This window comes from Kitasatospora sp. CB02891 (assembly GCF_002803145.1).
Taxonomy (GTDB): domain Bacteria; phylum Actinomycetota; class Actinomycetes; order Streptomycetales; family Streptomycetaceae; genus Kitasatospora; species Kitasatospora griseola.
The window spans coordinates 279280-298758 of record NZ_NNBO01000010.1 but is presented as its reverse complement, the minus strand read 5'-3'; the positions used below and the strand labels follow the sequence as shown (position 1 = coordinate 298758).

Annotated in this window: 17 protein-coding genes; 13 read left to right on the top strand and 4 right to left on the bottom strand. The window is 74.7% G+C overall.

What is annotated here, in order from left to right:
* The first annotated feature begins 88 nt into the window (after nucleotides 1–88).
* Nucleotides 89–1276 carry a PP2C family protein-serine/threonine phosphatase gene (locus CG736_RS23185; RefSeq protein WP_052509788.1) on the top strand — a complete coding sequence of 396 codons (1188 nt, stop codon included), beginning with the start codon at nucleotides 89–91 and terminating at the stop codon, nucleotides 1274–1276.
* Nucleotides 1277–1284: 8 nt separating this feature from the next.
* On the opposite strand, the gene CG736_RS23180 is transcribed toward CG736_RS23185, so the two are convergent.
* A complete protein-coding gene (locus CG736_RS23180; RefSeq protein WP_198520582.1) occupies nucleotides 1285–2196 on the bottom strand; it encodes an endonuclease/exonuclease/phosphatase family protein in 912 nt (303 codons plus the stop codon).
* Nucleotides 2197–2294: 98 nt separating this feature from the next.
* Here CG736_RS23180 and CG736_RS23175 point away from each other — a divergent pair, with 98 nt between their 5' ends.
* From CG736_RS23175 to CG736_RS23150, 6 genes are all read left to right on the top strand, one after another.
* Entirely contained in the window at nucleotides 2295–2909 is a 615-nt protein-coding gene (locus CG736_RS23175; protein ID WP_100588100.1) for a PadR family transcriptional regulator, read from the top strand.
* A 16-nt stretch (nucleotides 2910–2925) separates the two neighbouring features.
* A complete protein-coding gene (locus CG736_RS23170; RefSeq protein WP_100588099.1) occupies nucleotides 2926–3690 on the top strand; it encodes an ABC transporter ATP-binding protein in 765 nt (254 codons plus the stop codon).
* Entirely contained in the window at nucleotides 3687–6527 is a 2841-nt protein-coding gene (locus tag CG736_RS23165) for an FtsX-like permease family protein (RefSeq protein WP_100588098.1), read from the top strand. Before CG736_RS23170 ends, CG736_RS23165 begins: the two co-directional genes overlap by 4 nt.
* A gap of 85 nt (nucleotides 6528–6612) precedes the next feature.
* Nucleotides 6613–8010, top strand: a complete 1398-nt coding sequence (locus CG736_RS23160; RefSeq protein WP_100588097.1) for a dipeptidase — start codon at nucleotides 6613–6615, stop codon at nucleotides 8008–8010.
* A 68-nt stretch (nucleotides 8011–8078) separates the two neighbouring features.
* The gene (gene nudC / locus CG736_RS23155; RefSeq protein ID WP_100588096.1) at nucleotides 8079–9011 is read left to right on the top strand and encodes an NAD(+) diphosphatase; all 933 of its coding nucleotides are present in this window, start codon (nucleotides 8079–8081) and stop codon (nucleotides 9009–9011) included.
* Between the two features lie 209 nt (nucleotides 9012–9220).
* The gene (locus CG736_RS23150; RefSeq protein WP_100588095.1) at nucleotides 9221–10000 is read left to right on the top strand and encodes a GntR family transcriptional regulator; all 780 of its coding nucleotides are present in this window, start codon (nucleotides 9221–9223) and stop codon (nucleotides 9998–10000) included.
* 40 nt (nucleotides 10001–10040) lie between these two features.
* Here the strand turns inward: CG736_RS23150 and CG736_RS23145 are convergent, their stop codons facing one another.
* Entirely contained in the window at nucleotides 10041–10292 is a 252-nt protein-coding gene (locus CG736_RS23145) for a mycoredoxin (RefSeq protein ID WP_043915941.1), read from the bottom strand.
* A 167-nt stretch (nucleotides 10293–10459) separates the two neighbouring features.
* Between CG736_RS23145 and CG736_RS23140 the strand changes: the two genes are divergently transcribed.
* From CG736_RS23140 to CG736_RS23120, 5 genes are all read left to right on the top strand, one after another.
* On the top strand, nucleotides 10460–12757 hold the full coding sequence (locus tag CG736_RS23140; protein ID WP_369880317.1) for an ATP-dependent DNA helicase UvrD2: 2298 nt from the start codon (nucleotides 10460–10462) through the stop codon (nucleotides 12755–12757).
* 159 nt (nucleotides 12758–12916) lie between these two features.
* Nucleotides 12917–13333, top strand: a complete 417-nt coding sequence (locus tag CG736_RS23135) for a hypothetical protein (protein ID WP_100588093.1) — start codon at nucleotides 12917–12919, stop codon at nucleotides 13331–13333.
* Between the two features lie 167 nt (nucleotides 13334–13500).
* Complete coding sequence (locus tag CG736_RS23130) at nucleotides 13501–13866, top strand: WhiB family transcriptional regulator (RefSeq protein WP_369880316.1); 366 nt, start codon at nucleotides 13501–13503, stop codon at nucleotides 13864–13866.
* Nucleotides 13863–14273, top strand: coding sequence for a hypothetical protein (locus CG736_RS39000; RefSeq protein ID WP_100588092.1), 411 nt, complete (start codon nucleotides 13863–13865; stop codon nucleotides 14271–14273). The genes CG736_RS23130 and CG736_RS39000 overlap by 4 nt, the downstream gene beginning before the upstream one ends.
* 236 nt (nucleotides 14274–14509) lie before the next feature.
* Nucleotides 14510–15583, top strand: a complete 1074-nt coding sequence (locus CG736_RS23120) for a phosphotransferase (RefSeq protein WP_100588091.1) — start codon at nucleotides 14510–14512, stop codon at nucleotides 15581–15583.
* Nucleotides 15584–15685: 102 nt separating this feature from the next.
* Here the strand turns inward: CG736_RS23120 and CG736_RS23115 are convergent, their stop codons facing one another.
* Both CG736_RS23115 and CG736_RS23110 read right to left on the bottom strand, forming a co-directional pair.
* A complete protein-coding gene (locus CG736_RS23115; RefSeq protein WP_100588090.1) occupies nucleotides 15686–17029 on the bottom strand; it encodes an AarF/ABC1/UbiB kinase family protein in 1344 nt (447 codons plus the stop codon).
* A 353-nt stretch (nucleotides 17030–17382) separates the two neighbouring features.
* A complete protein-coding gene (locus CG736_RS23110) occupies nucleotides 17383–18492 on the bottom strand; it encodes a ThiF family adenylyltransferase (RefSeq protein ID WP_100588089.1) in 1110 nt (369 codons plus the stop codon).
* A 243-nt stretch (nucleotides 18493–18735) separates the two neighbouring features.
* On the opposite strand from CG736_RS23110, the gene CG736_RS23105 reads away from it, so the two are divergent.
* Nucleotides 18736–19395 (top strand): M48 family metallopeptidase, encoded by a 660-nt coding sequence (locus CG736_RS23105; protein WP_100588088.1) that lies wholly within the window; start codon nucleotides 18736–18738, stop codon nucleotides 19393–19395.
* Nucleotides 19396–19479 lie beyond the last annotated feature (84 nt).

The window sequence follows — 19479 nt, the reverse complement described above, 5'->3', positions numbered from 1 at the left end:
TCCGGCCGCCGTCAGGGCCCCGACCCCTGACCTCCCGTCAGACCCGCAGGTGCCGCAGCACCCGCACCTTCCGCTGGAGAGACCGACGTTGAGCGCGACCGGATGGATCAGGGACGTCCTCCACGGCCCCACCCCAGGGCCGGTACCCAACACCGTCACCGGCACATGGCCCAAGACCTCGCACGCCCTGCCGCTGATCGGCATGGCCCTGGTGGTCTCCCTCGACCTGCTGACGAACAGCCAGGTCACCGTCGAACCCGCACTGACCGCCGTCCCCGCCCTCGCCGCCGTGGTCTCCCGGCGGACCTGGTACCCGCTGCTGACCGGCGCGCTCGCCGAGCTGTGCGCCTTCGGCATGGCCTGGTACAACGACGTGCTCGGCCAGTCCGTGCACACCGCCACCGTCGCCGCGATCGTGCTGATCGCCGGCATCGGCCACCTCAGCGCCACCCTCCGGCTGCGTCAGGAACTCGCCCTCGCCGAAGCCCAGTTGGTCGCCGAGGTCGCCCGCCGGGTGCTGCTGCGCCCGGTGCCCGAACGGGTCGGGCCGGTGCGCGCCGCGGTCCGCTACGCCGCCGCCGCCGCGCACGCCTCGATCGGCGGCGACCTGTACGAGGTGGTCAACACCCGGCACGGGGTGCGCGCCGTGATGGGCGACGTCCGCGGCAAGGGCCTGGCCGCGGTGGAGACCGCCGCGGCCGTGCTCGGCGCGTTCCGCGAGGCCGCCCACCAGGAGCCCGAGCTGGACCGGGTGGCGGGCTGGCTCGCCGTCAGCCTGGACCGTGCCCTGCACGAGAACGACCACCCCGGCGTGGAGGAGGAGTTCGTCACCCTGGTGCTGCTCGGGGTCCGCCCCGACGGCGCCCTGGAGATCGCCAACTGCGGCCACCCCGCGCCCGTCCTGCTCCGCGGCGAGGACGCGCCCCGGCTGCTGGCCGCCGACGAGACCGTCCCGCCGCTCGGGGTGCTCGACCCCGGCGACGTCTGCCCGCCGCTCCAGCGGCTCGCCGCCGAACCCGGCGACCGCATCCTGCTGTACACCGACGGCGTCATCGAGGCCCGCGACCACCGCGGCGCCTTCTACCCGCTCACCGACCGGCTGCCGCTGCTCGCCGACAGCGGCCCCGTCGAGGTCCTGCACCGCCTGCACGACGACGTGGTCCGGCACGTCGGGCACAAGCTCGGCGACGACGCGGCCATGCTGATGCTCCAGTTCGACCCGGTGCTGCTGCCGGCCCAGCAGCAGGCCGGGGCTCCGGTCGGGCGGACCCGCTAGCCGGCCCGTCAGACGTCGATCTCCACCACCAGCGGCCGGTGGTCGGACACCCCGGTGCGCGGCGCCGACACCGAGCCGACCGTGCTGCGCGGCACGCCGATGCCCAGGATGTGGTCGAACTGCACGGTCGGCCGGTGCGAGGGGTAGGTGGGGGTGCGGGCCAGGTCGTACCAGCCCTGCAGGCGGGTGCGGCGGGCGGTCCGGACGCGCTCCCGGGCCGCGGTGCGCTGGATCGCGTGCGCCGAGCCGAGCACCGTGCGCGGCACCGCGCCGATCAGGTTGAAGTCGCCGAGCACCAGGTACGGCTGCGGCAGGTCGGCGATCCACCGGCGGATCGCGGCCAGCTGCGCGACGTTCCAGCCCGGCACGAACGACAGGTGCGCGGCGACCACGGTGAACTCCCCGGCCGGTCCGGCCAGCACCGCCGCCAGCGCGGCCCGCGGCTCGTCCGGCACCGCGGTCAGCCCGCGCCGCCCGGCCACCCGCAGCGGCAGCCCGAACGGCGCGGGGGCGAACCGGCGGGCCCGCCAGTGCAGCACCGGCAGCCGGGTCAGCAGCGCCGTGCCGTACGCGGGCCGCTCGGCGCCGTCGTCCGCCTCGGCGGGCCCGTACACCTGGAGGCCCGGGACGGCCGGGTCGGTGACCCAGCCGGCCGAGGGGGCGGGCGTGCCGTGCAGCGCGGCGGCGAAGCGCCAGTCGGCGGCGCCCATCGCCTTGGCGGCGACCGCCGCCTGGTCGGTGCGGCCGGAGCGCCGCTGGCCGCGGTCGACCTCCTGGAGGGCGAGCACGTCGGCGTCCAGCGCGGCGACGGCGTCGGCCAGCGGGGCGCCCGGCTCGACCGGGTAGGGCGCGGGGCTGCCGTCGGCGGCGACCGGCTGGCCGTGCAGCAGGTTGAACGTGGCGATCCGCAGAGTGGTCACGGAGCCGACCGTACCGGGTGGGGGTGAACGGGGCGGCGGCCCCGAACGGCGGAGGCGCGGCTTGAGCGGCCCGACCATACCGGGTATACATACTCGGTATGTCGATCCGTCACGGCCTGCTCGCCCTGCTCGACCAGGGCCCGCGCTACGGCTACCAGCTGCGATCCGAGTTCGAGGCCCGCACCGGGGCGACCTGGCCCTTGAACGTCGGCCAGGTCTACACCACCCTGGGCCGACTGGAGCGCGACGGCCTGGTCGAGTCCGCGGGCGAGGACGACGAGGGCCACCAGTTCTACGCCGTCACCGATGAGGGACGCCTGGAACTGCGCCGCTGGTTCGACACCCCGGTGCCGCGCACCAATCCGCCGCGCGACGAACTGGCGATCAAGCTGGCGATGGCGGTGACCGTCCCGGGAGTGGACGTCACCGGCGTCGTCCAGGGCCAGCGCCGGCACAGCATGAAGGCGCTGCAGGACTACACCCGGCTCAAGGGCCGGGCGCTGGCCGCCGACACCGGCGACGGCGCGGACCTGGCCTGGCTGCTGGTGCTGGAGCAGCTGATCTTCCAGACCGAGGCCGAGATCCGCTGGCTGGACCACTGCGAATCCCGGCTCGGCCAGTACGCCGAGCGACAGGCCGCTGCCACGGCCGAACCCGGCGCCGCGCCGCCCGCGCGCCGCGCCGTCAAGAGCCGCGCCCGCGGCCGCCTCTGAAACTCCTGGGGGAGCGATGACCGAACAACTCAAGCCGGCTCAGCCCGTGCTGCACCTGGACCGGGTGAGCCGGGTGCACGGCCACGGCGCGGCCGAGGTGCACGCGCTGCGCGCCGTCGACCTGAAGGTGTACCCGGGCGAACTGGTCGCCGTGATGGGGCCCTCCGGCTCCGGCAAGTCCACCCTGCTGACCCTGGCCGGCGGCCTCGACAGCCCGAGCGGCGGCCAGGTGCTGGTCGAGGGGATCGTGCTCGGCAGCCTCGACCGCAAGAAGCTCGCCGCGGTCCGCCGCCGCTCCGTCGGCTACGTCTTCCAGGACTACAACCTGATCCCGGCGCTCACCGCCGCCGAGAACATCGCGCTGCCCCGCGAGCTCGACGGGATCTCCGCCCGCGCCGCCCGCAAGGAGGCGCTCGCCGCGCTGGAGGAGCTCGGCATCCCCGAGCTCGCCGACCGCTTCCCCGACGACATGTCGGGCGGCCAGCAGCAGCGCGTCGCCATCGCCCGCGCCCTGATCGGCGACCGCCGCCTGGTGCTCGCCGACGAGCCCACCGGCGCCCTCGACTCCACCACCGGCGAATCCGTGCTCGCCGTGCTGCGCGCCCGCTGCGACGCCGGCGCCGCCGCCATGATGGTCACCCACGAGGCCCGGCACGCCGCCTGGGCGGACCGGGTGGTGTTCCTGCGCGACGGCCTGCTGGTCGACGAGACCGCCCGGCAGGACGCCGGCACCCTGCTGGTCACCGCCGCCGCCAACGCGCTGAAGGGCAAGGACCAGTGAGGCTGACCGCCTGGCGGGCAGCCCTGCGGATCGCCCGCCGCGACGCCATGCGCGCCAAGGGCCGCAGCGCCCTGGTGGTGGCGATGATCGCGCTGCCGATCCTCGGCGTGGCCGGCGTCGACGTGGTCGCCCGCAGCGCCCAGCTGGAACCGAGCGAGAAGGTCGCCCGGGTGATGGGCGCCGCCGACGCCCGGATCGGCGTGGGCCAGCGCGGCGACATCGTGCTGCAGGCGCCCAACCCCGACGACGAGACCCAGGTCGGCGGGCCCGGCCGCGACGGACAGCCGCGGGCGAAGACCCCGGAGGAGAAGCGCAGCGCGGACACCGAGCCCGCCGACCTGATCAAGGAGCTGCTCCCGGCCGGCACCAAGCTGGTGCCGATGCCCGCCGGGCCGCGCACCACGGTCACCACCAAAGAGGGCCGGATGACGGCCGAGGCCGTCGAGGTCGATCTGTCCGACCCGGTGTGGCACGGCATGGTGAACAGGCTCCGCGGCACCGTCCCGGCCCAGCCGAACGAGATGGCCGCCACCCAGGAGTTCCTGAACCAGTCCGGGCTGCGGCTCGGCGACTCCACCGCGATCCACGGCCTGGAGTCCAAGCCGTTCACCATCACGGCCGTCGTCGAGATCCCCGCCGACCTCAAGCGGGTCGAACTGTTCGCCCGCCCCGGCAGCGTGATCGCCCCGCTGGCGCAGGCCGACCCGGAGCGGGCGGCCGCCCCGGAGAGCCGCGACACCTGGCTGGTCCAGCTGCCCGCCGGAGCGGCCGCGCTGGACTGGCCGAAGGTGCTGGAGCTCAACAAGTACGGCTTCGCGGTCAGCTCCAAGGCCGTCCTGATGGACCCGCCCGCCCGCTCCGAGGTGCCGCTGTACCAGCAGCCCGGGCGGCAGAGCTACGGCGGCATCGACAAGATGACCATCGCGATCGTCGGCACCGTGGTCGGCATGGCCCTGCTGGAGATCGTGCTGCTCGCCGGACCGGCCTTCGCGGTCGGCGCCCGCCGCTCGCGCCGCCAGCTCGGCCTGCTCGCCGCCGGCGGCGGCGACCGCGGGCACGTGCGCGCCGTGGTGCTCGGCGGCGGAGTGGTGCTCGGCGTGACCGGCGCGCTGACCGGCCTGGTGCTCGCGATCCTGCTGGTCGCGGTGTTCCGCGACAACGCCGAGCAGTTCGCCGGCCGCCGCTTCGGCCACTTCGACCTGCAGCCGCTCGACCTGCTGGCGATCGCCGTGGTCGGCCTGGTCACCGGCCTGCTCGCGGCCGTGGTGCCCGCCTTCCAGGCCGCCCGGCAGGACGTCGTGGTGGCACTCACCGGACGCGGCGGCACCAAGCCCCCCAGCCGGATCGTCGCCGTGCTCGGCCTGATCATGATCGGCGGCGGCGCCGCCCTCGCGCTGGCCTGCGCGGCCACCGGCACCGCCGTGGTCTACGGCCTGCTCGGCGGCTCGGTGATCGCCGAGCTCGGCATGCTGCTGTGCACCCCGATGCTGATCGGCCTGTTCGGCCGGCTCGGCCGCCACCTGCCGCTCAGCCCGCGCCTCGCGCTGCGCGACTCGGTGCGCCACCGCGGCCGCACCGCCCCGGCGGTGGCCGCCGTGATGGCCGCCGTGGCCGGCGCCGTCGCCGTGGGCGTCTACACCACCAGCAGCACCGAGCAGCAGCGCCGCGACTACCTGCCGTCGGCGCCCCCCAACACCATCGCGCTGTACGCCGGCTGGGGGCCGACCGCCGACCAGAACCGGCTGCCGATGATGCGCGAGGTGGTCGAGGGCAACATCCCCGACCTCGGCGAGCGCGCCGACGTGTGGGACGCGACGCCGACCGCCAAGTGCAGCCCCGGCGCGCCCTGCGGCTGGGTCCAGGTCGTGCTGCCGGAGTCCAAGCGCTGCCCGGCCGACGGGGCCCGCACCCCCGAGGAGTTCGAGCGCCTGCACACCGACCCCCGCTGTGCGGTGAACCGGGACCGCGGGGACCGCCGGAGCACCATGTTCGGCGAAACCCTGGTCGGCGACGCGGCCCTGCTGCACACCCTGTTCGGGGTGCGCGACCAGGCCGCCGAGCAGGCCCTCGCCGACGGCAGGATCCTGGTGTTCCGGCCCGACTACGTGGAGAACGGCAAGGTCGACCTGCTGGTCACCGACCCGTTCGACCAGAAGAAGATGCGCGAGGACAACAACTACCGGCCGGCGGAGCGCCACGTGCTGGCGGACGCGGTCCAGGTGCACGCCCCGACGCCGTTCGGCAACGCCATGATGACCCGCCAGACCGCCGAGAAGATCGGCCTGGGCACCCGGGCGGCCGGCTCGCTCTGGATGCCCGCCGCAGAGCCGTCCGACAAGGCGTACCAGAAGGCCAACGGCTCGCTGGCCAAGCTGGACGACAACGCGATACTCACGGTCGAGCGGGGCTTCCACCCGGACGTCGACCTGATCACCGTCGGCCTGACGGTGTTCGCCGGACTGGTGGCGCTCGGCGCGGCCGGCATCGCCACCGGCCTGGCCGCCGCGGACTCCCAGCAGGACCTCGCCACGCTGGCCGCGGTCGGCGCGAGCGGCGGCATCCGGCGCCGGCTGTCCGGCTTCCAGTGCGGCGTGATCGCCGCGATGGGCTCGGTGCTCGGCCTGTTCTGCGGCGCCGTCCCGTCGATCGCGCTGCGCATCTTCGAGGCGAAGGACCGGGCGAGCTGGCTGCCGCCGGACCAGCCGGCCCCCGATCCGGTGATCGCGATCCCGTGGGCCGAACTGGCCGCCATGGTGGTCGGCCTGCCGGTGGTGGCGGTGCTGCTCGCGGCGCTGCTCACCCGGTCCAGGATCGCGCTGGGCCGCCGGGCCGCCTGAGGCCCGGCGGAGTGAAGGGTGACCGTGCTCACGGCAAGGGTGGGCCGTGGGCACGGACCCGTCCGGGCGAACTAAAGTCGTCCGTATGACGAAAACCCCGGACAGCGCCGTCCGCTCCTTCATCGACCAGCACGAGGACGCCTTCCTGGCCGAGCTCGCCGACTGGCTGCGCATCCCCTCCGTCTCCGCCGACCCCGGCCGGGCCGGAGAGGTCCGCCGCTCCGCCGAGTGGCTGGTCGAGAAGCTGAGCGCGACCGGTTTCCCGGTCGCCGAGGTGTGGGAGACGGACGGGCTGCCCGCGGTCTTCGCCGAGTGGCCGTCCGGCGACGAGGGCGCGCCGACCGTGCTGGTCTACGGCCACCACGACGTGCAGCCCGCCGCCAAGGAGGACGGCTGGGACACCGAGCCGTTCACACCCACCGTGATCGGCCGCCGGCTGTACGCGCGCGGCGCCGCCGATGACAAGGGCCAGGTCTTCTTCCACACCCTCGGCGTGCGCGCCCACCTCGCCGCCACCGGCCGCACCGCGCCGGCCGTCAACCTCAAGCTGCTGATCGAGGGCGAGGAGGAGTCCGGCTCGCCGAACTTCGCCGCCCTGGTGCGCCGCGAGGCCGACCGGCTCGCCTCCGACGTGGTGATCATCTCCGACACCGGCATGTGGTCCGAGACCACCCCGACCGTGTGCACCGGCATGCGCGGCCTGGCGGACTGCCAGATCGACCTGTACGGCCCGGACAGCGACATCCACTCCGGCTCGTTCGGCGGCGCCGTCCCCAACCCGGCCGACGTGGCCGCCGCGCTCGCCGCCGGCCTGCACGACGAGGACCGCAGGGTCGCGGTGCCCGGCTTCTACGACGGCATCGTCGAACTCACCGACGAGGAGCGGGCGCTGTTCGCCGAACTGCCCTTCGACGAGGCGCAGTGGCTGAAGGTCGCCAAGTCGTACGGCACCCAGGGCGAGGCCGGCTACAGCACCCTGGAGCGGGTCTGGGCCCGGCCGACCGCCGAGGTCAACGGCATCTGGGGCGGCTACACCGGCCCCGGCGGCAAGACCATCGTCCCGGCCGAGGCGCACCTGAAGCTGTCCTTCCGGCTGGTCGCCGGCATGGAGGTGGAGAAGGTCCGGGAGTCCGTCGCCGCCTGGGTTTCCGAGCAGGTCCCGGCGGGCATCCGGTACGAGGTCGTCTTCCCCGGAGCGACCCGCCCGTGCCTGACGCCGCTGGACCACCCCGCCCTGCAGTCCACCGTCCGGGCGATGGGCCGGGCCTTCGAGCAGAAGATCCTGTTCACCCGTGAGGGCGGCTCCGGACCGGCCGCCGACCTGCAGGACGTGCTGGGCGCGCCGGTGCTGTTCCTGGGCATCTCGGTGCCCTCGGACGGCTGGCACTCCATCAACGAGAAGGTGGAGCTCGACCTGCTCCGCAAGGGCGTCGAGACCTCCGCGTACCTGTGGGGCGACCTCGCGGAGAACTTCCGGCCGTGAGCGCCCGTCCCGAACCGACACCGCACCTGCCGCACCTGCCCTACCGAAGCGAACGGGGATGGACGAGTTTGAGCAGCGCCCCTGACACGAAGCACCTCGCGCTGGCCCACGCGGGGGTGGACCGGGCGGCGCACCGCCGGCTGGACGAGCCGTGGCTGGCCGCGGCCTGGAGCCACCCCACCACCAAGGTGCTGCCGATCGCCGGCGGGGAGGCGTTCGTGGTGGACACCGGCAGCGGCACCGAACTGGTGCTGCTGCCCTCCTTCGAGGCCCCGCAGAGCGGCGACCGGTACTTCCTGGGCACCGACGACGACGGCGTCCACCACTTCGCGCTGGACTGCGAGTCGCTGCCCGGCCGACTGGACGGCGACGCCCGCCCGGCCGGGCTGCGGGAGGTCGGCGGCTCGCTCTCCGACCGGGACGCGGGGCTGCTGGTGCACGCCGTCGCCCTGGAGCACTGGCACCGGCTGCACACCTTCTGCTCCCGGTGCGGCCACCGCACCGAGAAGGCCGGGGCCGGCCACCTGCGCCGCTGCACCTCCTGTGCGGCCGAGCACTACCCGCGCACCGACCCGGCGGTGATCATGCTGATCACCGACGGCGAGGACCGCTGCCTGCTGGGCCGTCAGGCGCTCTGGCCGGAGGGCCGCTGGTCCACGCTGGCCGGGTTCGTCGAGCCCGGCGAGTCGATCGAGCAGGCGGTCGGCCGCGAGGTGTTCGAGGAGGCCGGCGTCCGGGTCGCCGAGGTCGAGTACGTGGCCAGCCAGCCCTGGCCGTTCCCGTCCAGCCTGATGCTGGGCTTCCTCGGCCGGGCCCACCCGGACGGCACCGGGATCACCGTGGACGGCGAGGAGCTGTCCGAGGCCCGCTGGTTCACCCGGGAGGAACTGCGGGCGGGCATGGCGGCCGGCGAGATCCTGCCGCCGTCCGGCATCTCGATCGCCCGGCACCTGGTCGAGATCTGGTACGGCGAACCGCTGCCGGCGGCCGCCCGCTGGTGAGGGAACGGTCACCGCAGGGGCGCGCGGAGCATTCCGCGCGCCCCTGCGGTGCTACCGGCCGACCCGGCCGACCCGCCGGGTCCCGCTCCGCCGACCGGAAGTGTTCGAATCCGGTGGGGCGGAATCGCCGGGGTGTTCCGAACAGCGCCCCGGCCGGTGTTGCCGGGTTCCGCTGAAATGCCACAAACGGCCTGACTACATTCGCTCGCGTGACGAATCCCCGCGCCGCCGCGACCCCGCCCAAGTACCAGCGCCTCGCCGCCGACCTTCGCCACCGCATCGACTCCGGCGAGTGGGACGGCGACGGCCGGCTCCCCGTCGAGAGCGACCTGGAACAGCAGTACGGGGTGGCTCGCAACACCGTCCGCCTCGCCGTCGACGTCCTGGTCAACGAGGGCCGGGTGGTGCGCGTCCAGGGCAAGGGCACCTACCTGCGCCGGCGCTCCCGGTACGACCACCGGGTCTACACCCGGCCGCACCGCCGCGGCGCCCTGCCGATGGGCGGCGCGGAGTACGCCGCCGAGGCCCGCGCGGCCGGGGTGGACCTCAGCTTCGAGTACGAGGTGTGGGCCGTCCGGGCCCGCCGCGACATCGCCGACTGGCTCGGCCTCCGGCCCGAGGACAGCGTCATGATGCGCCGTCAGCTCTGCCGCGTCGCCCGGGAGCCGTACGCCATCGAGGACAGCCACTACCGGCCCGGACTGGCCGCCGGCACCGCGCTGATGGAGGACCTGCCCGCCCCCGGCGGCGACGAGCGGACGCTGGCCGACCTCGGCCGCACCGAGACCGCCGCCACCGACCACCTCACCGCCCGGATGCCCGACCCCGCCGAAGCCGCCTGGTTCGAACTCGGCCCGGGCGTGCCGCTGCTGGTCAACACCCGCGTCACCCGCGACCGGCGCGGCCCGATCCGGGTGGTGGAGACCCGCTACGCCGCCGACCGGGCCCGGCTGCTCTACGAGCTCGGCGACCGGGCCCCGGCCGACTGAGTCGGAGCGGGGCCCGGCCGCCGGGCCGTCCCTCGGGTGGTCAGACCAGCGCGGCCTGGACCTGGCGCAGGCTCGGGTTGGTCATCACGCTCTGCTCGCCGGAGGCGCCGACCACGACGACCGTCGGCACCGTCTGGTTGCCGTCGTTCACCGACTCCACGTAGGACGCCGAGGACGGGTCCTGCTCGATGTTGATCTCGGTGTAGGCGATGCCCTCGCGGTCCAGCTGGCTCTTGAGGCGGTTGCAGTAGCCGCACCAGGTCGTGCTGTACATCGTGACGGTGCCGGACATGGTGAGGGACTCCTTCGGTCGACGGACTGGGCGGGCAGCCCACGGATCAAACGTCCGAAGGGCCGCCGCCATTCCGGGACGGACAACAGTGGGACGATCCGATCATCCTGGCCGGGCTGTGGACAACACCGTCCGGACTGTCCGGCGCGCCTGCGAGGATGGAAGGCATGCAGGATGACCTCCCCGGCCTCGGCGGCCCCAGCCAGCAGCACGGCCCCGACGGCTTCGCCCCCCTCGGAGCGGACGCCGTGCTGGCCGGACTCGACCCCGAACAGCGCGCCGTGGCCACCGCCCTGCACGGCCCGGTCTGCGTGCTGGCCGGCGCCGGCACCGGCAAGACCCGGGCCATCACCCACCGGATCGCCTACGGCGTGCGCAGCGGCGTCTACCACCCCGCGCAGGTCCTCGCCGTCACCTTCACCGCCCGCGCCGCCGGCGAGATGCGCGGCCGGCTGCGCCAGCTCGGCGCCGAGGGCGTCCAGGCCCGCACCTTCCACTCCGCCGCGCTGCGCCAGCTCCAGTACTTCTGGCCGCGCGCCATCGGCGGCGACGTGCCCCGGCTGCTGGAGCGCAAGGTCCAGCTGGTCGCCGAGGCGGCCGGCCGCAGCGGCCTGCGCGTCCAGCGCACCGAACTGCGCGACCTGACCGCCGAGGTCGAGTGGGCCAAGGTCACCCAGGTCGTCCCCGACGACTACCCGGCCGCGGTCGCCAAGTCCGCCCGCGAGGCCCCGCGCGACCCGGCCGAGATCGCCCGGGTCTACGCCGCCTACGAGGAGACCAAGCGCCAGCGCGGCCTGATCGACTTCGAGGACGTGCTGCTGCTCACCGCCGCCATCCTGGAGGACCGGCCGGAGATCGCCGCCCAGGTCCGCTCCCAGTACCGCCACTTCACCGTCGACGAGTACCAGGACGTCTCCCCGCTCCAGCAGCGCCTGCTGGAGCAGTGGACGGGCGGCGACGGCGGCGCCAGCCTCTGCGTGGTCGGCGACGCCAGCCAGACCATCTACTCCTTCACCGGCGCCACCCCCGACTACCTGCTGAACTTCCGCCAGCGCCACCCCGCGGCGACGGTGGTCAAGCTGGTGCGCGACTACCGCTCCACCCCGCAGGTCGTGCACCTGGCCAACGGGCTGCTCTCGCAGGCCCGCGGCCAGGCCGCCCAGCACCGGCTGGAGCTGATCTCCCAGCGCGAGGCCGGCCCCGAGCCGGTCTACCGCGAGTACCAGGACGAGCCGACCGAGGCCGAGTCCACCGCGCGGCTGATCCGCGACCTGCTCGGCACCGGCGTGCGGGCCAGCGAGATCGCCGTGCTGTTCCGCACCAACAGCCAGTCCGAGGTGTACGAGCAGGCGCTCGCCGACCTCGGCATCTCCTACCAGCTCAAGGGCGCCGAGCGGTTCTTCGAGCGGCCCGAGGTCCGGGAGGCCGGGGTGCTGCTCAAGGGCGCCGCCCGGGCCGCCGACGACCCGCTCACCGCCGGCGCGCCCGACCTCGCCGCCCAGGTCCGCGCGGTGCTCGCCACCCGCGGCTTCTCCGCCACCGCCCCGGCCGGCTCCGGCGCGGTCCGCGAGCGCTGGGAGTCGCTGAACGCGCTGGTCCGGCTCGCCGAGGAGTTCGAGGCCGCCCGCGCCGCCGCCGGTGAGCGCGCCGACCTCGCGGCGTACGTCGCCGAGCTCGACGCCCGGGCCGCCGCCCAGCACGCCCCCGCCGTCGAGGGCGTCACGCTGGCCTCGCTGCACGCCGCCAAGGGCCTGGAGTGGGACGCGGTGTTCCTGGTCGGCCTGAGCGAGGGCACGCTGCCGATCATCTACGCCAAGACCGACGAACAGGTCGAGGAGGAGCGCCGCCTGCTGTACGTCGGGGTCACCCGGGCCCGGCGCTTCCTCACCCTCTCCTGGTCGCTGTCCCGCTCGCCGGGCGGCCGCGCCTCCCGCAAGCCCACCCGCTTCCTGGACGGCCTGCGCCCCGGCTCGTCCGGCCCCGGCACGCGCACCCGCGGCGGGCGCGGGGGCGTCGAGCCCGGCGCGGAGCGTTCGGCCGCGCGCCGAGTGCGCGGCCCGGTCAAGTGCCGGGTCTGCGACCGCACCCTGACCGACGCCGTCGAGCGCAAGCTCCGCCGCTGCGAGGGCTGCCCGTCCACGATGGACGAGGCGCTGTTCGAGCGGCTGCGCGAGTGGCGCTCGGCCCGCGCCAAGGAGCAGAGCGTCCCGGCCTACGTGGTGTTCACCGACGCCACCCTGACGGCCATCGCGGAGGACGTGCCGAGCAGCGTCGCGGAGCTCTCCCGGATCTCCGGAGTGGGCGCCATGAAGCTGGACAAGTACGGCGCGGACGTGCTCTTGTTGTGTGCGGGGGAGAGTCCGGAGCTCGTGGGGGAGCCCGACGGGGAGCAGGCGCAGGACTCACCCGGGGACGAGGCCGCCGAGCAGGCCGAGAACTCACCGGAGAACTCGCCGGAAAAATAGTTTGCGCGCCGCATGTACGGCGCAATAGCCTGCCGGAGCGGTCAAGGGGACGAGACCGCAACGCTCGCAGAGGGCTTGTTTCTGCGTGCGCTGACCATCAACCAGATATCGGAGCCCGGGGGACTGGGCACCGCGAGACGCCGAGAGGAGGCGAGTTCAGTGTCGACGAAGACGATCACCAAAATGACCGACCCGATGTCCACCCTCGCCATGCCCACGCGCGTCCTCGTGCCGGGTCTGGGTCTCGACGTGGCCGGCGGCAACGCCGGAGTCCTGCTGGTTGCCGAGCACTGCCTTGTCAGTGGTCGTGGCAATGCTGAGGGCACCCGTGTCGAGGCGGGTACGTCCCGTGACTGGGCGATGTTCGTCGACGGCGTCTCGCTGTCCGATGAGCGACCGACCAAGGCACCGAAGGCAGTAGCAGCAGAAGCAGCCCATGGGCGCTATGCGGCCGTCGTCGGTGCCGGAGTCGAGCAGGAGCAGCAGATCATTCTGGCCGCGGCCGCCGTTGACGGCGCCGCAGCCGTCCGGAAGCAGGCTTTCCGCGGGCCTGGACCCTGGAGCGAACGACCCTGACGCAACCCGTCAGGGCGGTGCCTCCAGGGCCGCGGAAACCCAGCAACCGGGTTCCGCGGCCCTTCTGTTTTGTCCGGTACGCACGACCCACCCAGGCCCCACGGGGCCTCCGGCCGAACTCGCACAACGAGTCGGCCGGATCCACCAAGAAGACGAGGAAGACCACAGTGTCCACGGTCATCACGCCGCCGCCCCTCCCGTCCGTACCCGACAAGACCATCAAGGCCGACCAGGCCGACCCCCCGGAGGTAACACTCATGCAGCTCACCGCCATCGACGAGGCTGACTCGCTCGGGCTCCCCATTCCGTGCCGGGCCTTCGACCCGGAGGTCTTCTTCGCGGAGACGCCCGCCGACGTCGAGTACGCCAAGTCGCTGTGTGGCACCTGCCCCGTCAAGGCCGCCTGTCTCACCGGTGCGCTGGAGCGCCGCGAGCCCTGGGGCGTCTGGGGTGGCGAGCTCTTCGTCCAGGGCGTCGTCGTCGCCCGCAAGCGTCCCCGTGGCCGCCCGCGCAAGACCGAGGTCATGGCGTGAACCCCGCAGCCAGGAATCGCACCGAAGGCGCAGCCGTCCGCCGGGGAGAGCAGCCCCCGCTGGACACCGCCCTGCGCGACTCGGTACGCCTCGCGGCCGCCAAGGCCGACGCCGAACTCTCCCGTCCCTTCCCGACTACGCACCACGAGCAGGACCACCACATGAACCCCGCCGGCATCGATCCGACCGTCCGCTCCGAGCAGACCACCGAACTTCAGATCCAGAACAGGACCCTCGAGATGAATCTCCTCCAAGAATCCCTGGCCCGTGCGCATATGCAGGAACGCCTCCACGAGGCCGAGGAACAACGCCTCGGCCTGCGGGTGATGCGCGCGACGCGACTGCGTCGCAAGGCCGAGCAGGCCTCCCTGCGCGCCCGCAAGGCCCTTGCCGTCGCCCTGATGTGACGGATGCTCCACCCCCGCCGGCCGGCCCCGCGCCCACGCCGGTGACACACCCCTGAACGCCGATGGCCGACTCCCCGCCGGGGAGCCGGCCATCGGCGCGTTCCGGTCCGGCCGCCGCCGGACCGGGCTTCCGGCCCCGGGCCACGCCTGCCCGCTCCCGGCGGATCCATGCCGCCCAACTTCGGGGGTCGGCACTGGCGTTCGAGGGTCGAACGGGTCGTGGAAGGATGACCCGCATGTGGTCCTCTCTCCCGCTCGGCGAGCGGCTGCGCGCCGAACTCGGCCGGCCGCGCAAGGTCCGCCGCCTGGTCAGCAGCCCGCGCTCCCGGGTCTGGCGGGCCGAACTCTCCGGCACCCAGGTGGTGGTGAAGCAACTGGTCGACTCGCCCGGGGCCGACGACCGCTTCGCCCGCGAGGCGGCCGCGCTGGGCCTCGCCGCCAGGAGGGCCGGCCGCACCGGCCGCCCCGTGGTGCCCGCGCTGCTCGGCGCCGACCCGGCGGCCCGCATGCTGGTGCTGGAACGCGTGGCGGACCGCACCCCCGGCCCGGACTGGCAGGTCGACTACGCCACCGCGCTGGCCGGGCTGCACGCGAGCGCCCCCGCCGACCTCGACGACCTCGCCGGGACGGCGCCCGCCACCGACATACCCGCCTGGACCGGCCCGACCGGGCGCGACCTCGGCTGCTTCCTGGCGCTGGCCCGCACCCTCGACGTCCCCGCCCCGCCCGGCGCCCGCGCCGAGGCCGAGGCGCTGCTCGCCCGGCTGTCGGCCGTCCCCGTCCGGCACGCCCTGCTGCACGGCGACCCCTGCCCCGGCAACGACCTGCACACCGCGGACGGCGTCCGGTTCGTCGACTTCGAGCAGTCCTCGCTCGGCCCGGGCGCGGCCGAATTCGCCTACCTGCGGATCGGCTTCCCCACCTGCTGGTGCTCCACCGCCGCGCCTGCCGCCGTGCTGGCCGACGCCGAGGCGGCCTACCGGGCCGCCTGGCGTGCCGCCACCGGCACCGCCGCCCCCACCCCCGCCGACCTCGCCGACGCCTGCGTGGGCTGGCTGCTGCGCGGCGACGCCCTCGTCCCGAAGGCCCAACGGGGCACCGCCGACCAGCTCGCCCGCATGCAGCACGCGGACTGGACCTGGGGCAACGCCACCGCCCGCCGCCGCGTGCTGCACCGCCTCCGGGCCGTGGCCGCGCTCGCCGACGCGGACACCGCCCTCCCGGTCTTCGGCCGGTTCTGCGCGACCCTCGCTACCCGCGCCCGCACCGCCTGGCCCACCGCGGGGCCGCTGCCGAGCGAACGCCCCTGACCGGCGGCCGGCCTCACCCTCCCTGACCACCAGGAACCGCACCGGGAACGGCTGTTCCCGGTGCGGACGCCCCGCGTCACCCGCACCGCCCCCTTCAGTAGCTCACCGGGCGCCCTCGTCCTCGGCGAAGCCGGGCAGCCAGCGGAGGAGCTCGTCGTGCAGACGGACGGTCGCGCCGAGCTGGCAGAGCACGCCGATGGTGGAGAGGGTGACCCGGTGGATCAGCAGGTAGGAGGGCGGGAGGTTGAGCTGCTTGCCGAGGTTGTAGGCGGGGGAGCGCGGGTCGGCGATCCGGGCGGCCTGGGTGCGCATCCACTCGCGGCTGAAGGTGAACTGCTCGGCGCGGGTGGGTTCGATGATCGGCACCAGGTAGTCGAGCACCGCGTCCGGGTCGAGCGAGATGGTGGGGCGGACGAAGCCCTCCTGCTTGAGCAGCTCGTAGACGGCGCCGGCGTCGCCCGCCAGGGCGAGCCGCAGGGAGGTGCCGATCGGGCGGGGCAGGCCGCCGGGGAGGCGGTCGACGGTGCCGAAGTCGAGCACGCCGAGCTGCCAACTGGAGGCGGCCCGGCCGGTCTTGACGAGTCGGAAGTTGCCGGGGTGCGGGTCCGCGTGCAGCAGGCCGGTGCGGGCCGGGCCGGCGAACAGGAAGCGGGCGAGCAGCTGCCCGGCCCGGTCGCGCTCCGTCCGGGTGCCGTCGGAGATGACCTGGGAGAGCGGCTTGCCGTCCAGCCACTCGGTGACCAGTACCCGCCCGGACTGGGAGACCACCCGGGGCACCCGGATGTCGGCGTCGTCGGCGAACTCCTGGGCGTGCAGCTGCTGCGACTCGGCCTCCAGCCGGTAGTCGAGCTCCTCGGTGACCCGCTCGCGGAGCTCGGCGATCAGCGGCTTGATGTCCACCCCGGGGATCAGCGGGCCCAGCATCCTGGCCAGCCGGGCGAGTTGGCCGAGGTCGCTGAGCAGGGCCTCGCCCGCGCCCGGGTACTGGATCTTGACCGCGACGTCCCGGCCGTCCTGCCAGACGGCGCGGTGCACCTGGCCGATGGAGGCGGCGGCGGACGGCTGGTCGGAGAAGGAGCGGAAGTTGGCCGCCCAGTCGTCGCCCAGGTCGGACGCCAGCACGGAGTGCACGGTGCGGGTCGGCATCGCCGGGGCGGAGTCCTGGAGCTTGGTCAGCGCGGCCCGGTAGGGGCCCGCCACGTCCTCCGGGAGGGCCGATTCGAAGACCGACATGGCCTGCCCGAACTTCATCGCCCCTCCCTTCAACTTGCCGAGCGTGGCGAAGAGTTGCTCGGCGGTCTGGGCCTGCAGCTCGGCCGCGACCTCCTCCGCCGGCCGTCCGCCGAGCCGCTTGCCCAGGCCCAGCGTGGCGCGACCGGCGAAGCTCAGCGGCAGGGCGGCCAGTCGGGCCGTCCGGGAGACCGCCTTGCGCGGCATCTCAGACATCGGCCACCTCCGTCCGGGCCGAGCGGACGGCGGCGTCGGCCGCCGTTGCCCGGCCGGCCGTTGCCCGGCCGGCCGTTGCCCGACCCGCCGTCGTCGCACGCCGCGAGGCCGCGGTCGGGCGCGGGCGGGCGACCGGTCGCGCCGTGCCGGTCACTGCCTTGCGCGGTAGATCGCTCACCGGACCTCCAGATCAGCCGGACCGACCGGCGGCCCCCGCCGGCGGTGGTGCGCGGACTCCCGGGGGCCGCCCGGCGCCCTTCCCCGCCGGGACCCGCGCGCTCCGGAGGCGGTGCACCGGGCAGGGCGTGCGGATGGATCGGCGGGGTTTCGCCGGACGGACCCGAAGGCATGTCCTAGGCCATTGTGCCCGTTTGGCGGGGCGTGCCGGACTGCCACAGGCAACCGCAGTCGGGGTGGCTGCGCAGCCGCAGCCGGCGCACCATGCCGTCGGCGGCGGACAGTTCGCACCAGCCGTCCACACTCGGCGGCAGAACCCCGTCCAGGTACAGCTGGACGTGCAGCGCGGCGAGCCCGGCGACCGAGGCCGCGACCGCGCCGTCGCAGGCCGGGGCGCGGGGCCGGCCGGGGCCCTCGTCGATCAGCTGGGCGAGCAGCCGGGGCCAGGCCTCGTCCTGGTCCCGCCGGGCCAGCGTGGCGCAGCTGCCGCAGGCGGAGGCGCCCGGGACGACCAACGGGCCGACCACGCCGAGGTGTTCGAGCACCCCGGTGTACAGGTGCGGGATGCCGGCCCGCATCAGCTCCTGGGCGTCGACGGCGGCACCGGTGTACGCGGCGGAGCCGTCCCTCGGGGCGAGCACCACCAGGGTGGGCAGCGGGGGCGTGGCGGGCGGCCGCCGGTACCGCTCGCCGACCGGGGCGCCGGTGGCGCGGTGCACCAACTCGCGGGCGGCGGTGGCGCGCAGGCGCCCGATGTCGGAGGGCGGGAAGCCGCCGGGTGCGCAGTCCCGGGCGGCGACCCTGCCGCGGTCGAGCACCGCGACCTCGCCGATGCCGCCGGCGGCCAGCGCGGTGCCGACGGCCGCGCCGACCCGCCCGGCGCCGCGCACCTCGACCCGGGCCCGGGCCCGGCCGCGCAGCACGGCGGCGGCCTCGCCGGGCGCGGGGTGCACCAGGGACAGCGAGGAGAGCTCGGGGCCGAGCAGCTCGCCGCGGGCCGCCGGGTACAGCTCCAGCACGTCGTGCAGGGCCTTGGCGTCGTCCAGCAGCTCGCTGTGGGCGAGCGAGTCGAGCATGCCCTGGCAGTACTCGGCGCTCAGGCCGAGCCGCTGCCCGGCGGTGACCACCGAGGGGCCGTCCCGGGTGCCGTCGATGAGCTCCAGGAACAGGGCGAGCCTGCGGTCGACGCCCTCGATCAGCCGGGCGTGCCGTCGGACGGTGCCGAACTGCAGGGTCTGCTTCTCCCGCCAGAGCCGGGACAGGGCGGGCTTGATCACGGGGCGCATGTCGGTCCTCCAAGCGTCGGTCTCCGGCGTCCCGGTCGAAGGCTCCGGTCGGGGCGTCGGATCAACTGGTGACCGCAGCTTGCCCCCGACTTCCCCTACCGGGAAGCGCGTTGTCCACAGGCCCGGGCCGACTATCGGGTCATCACCGTGCACAGCCTGTGGATAACGCACCCGGGTGGTACCGGGGGCCGCGCCGCTTCGGTGCCGGACTTCTGTCGTGGCGACGGGGTAACGTCCTGTGCCATGGCAGCCGAACGGGACTCCCATCGGTCGGCGTCGCGTCGGCGTGCCCGGGCCGCCTCCGGATCCACGGTCGCGGCGCCCGGCGCGCATGCCAGCACCGAGGCCGAACGGGCCCGGGGCCCCGAGCGGGGCCTCGACCGCAGCAAGGTCGAGGTCCGCCGCAGCGCCCGCCGCAGCCGCACCGTCTCCGCCTACCGCGAGGGCGACCGCACGGTGGTGCTGATCCCGGCCCGGATGTCGCACGCCGAGGAGCAGCGCTGGGTGGCGCAGATGCTCGACAAACTGGCCGCGCAGGAGAAGCGCCGGGTGCTCGGCGACGAGGCCCTGCAGGCCCGGGCCGCCGAACTGTCCCGGCTGTACCTGGGCGGCCGCGCCGAGCCCGAGCAGGTCCGCTGGGTGACCAACCAGAACTCCCGCTGGGGCTCGTGCACCCCCAGCGAGCGCACCATCCGGCTCTCCCACCGCCTGCAGGGCATGCCCGAGTACGTGGTGGACTACGTGCTGCTGCACGAGCTCGCGCACCTGCTTGTGCCCGACCACGGCCCCCGGTTCTGGGCGCTGCTGGACGCCTACCCGCGCACCGAGCGGGCCCGCGGCTACCTGGAGGGCGTCGCCTCCGCCGCCCGACTGCCGCACATCCCCGGCGCCCGGAACACCTGACCGCCGCCGGACGTCGACTCCGGCCGGACGCGAAGACCCCCGCCGGACGCGCGACGACCCCTGCCGGGCCCGTCGGGCCCCGCA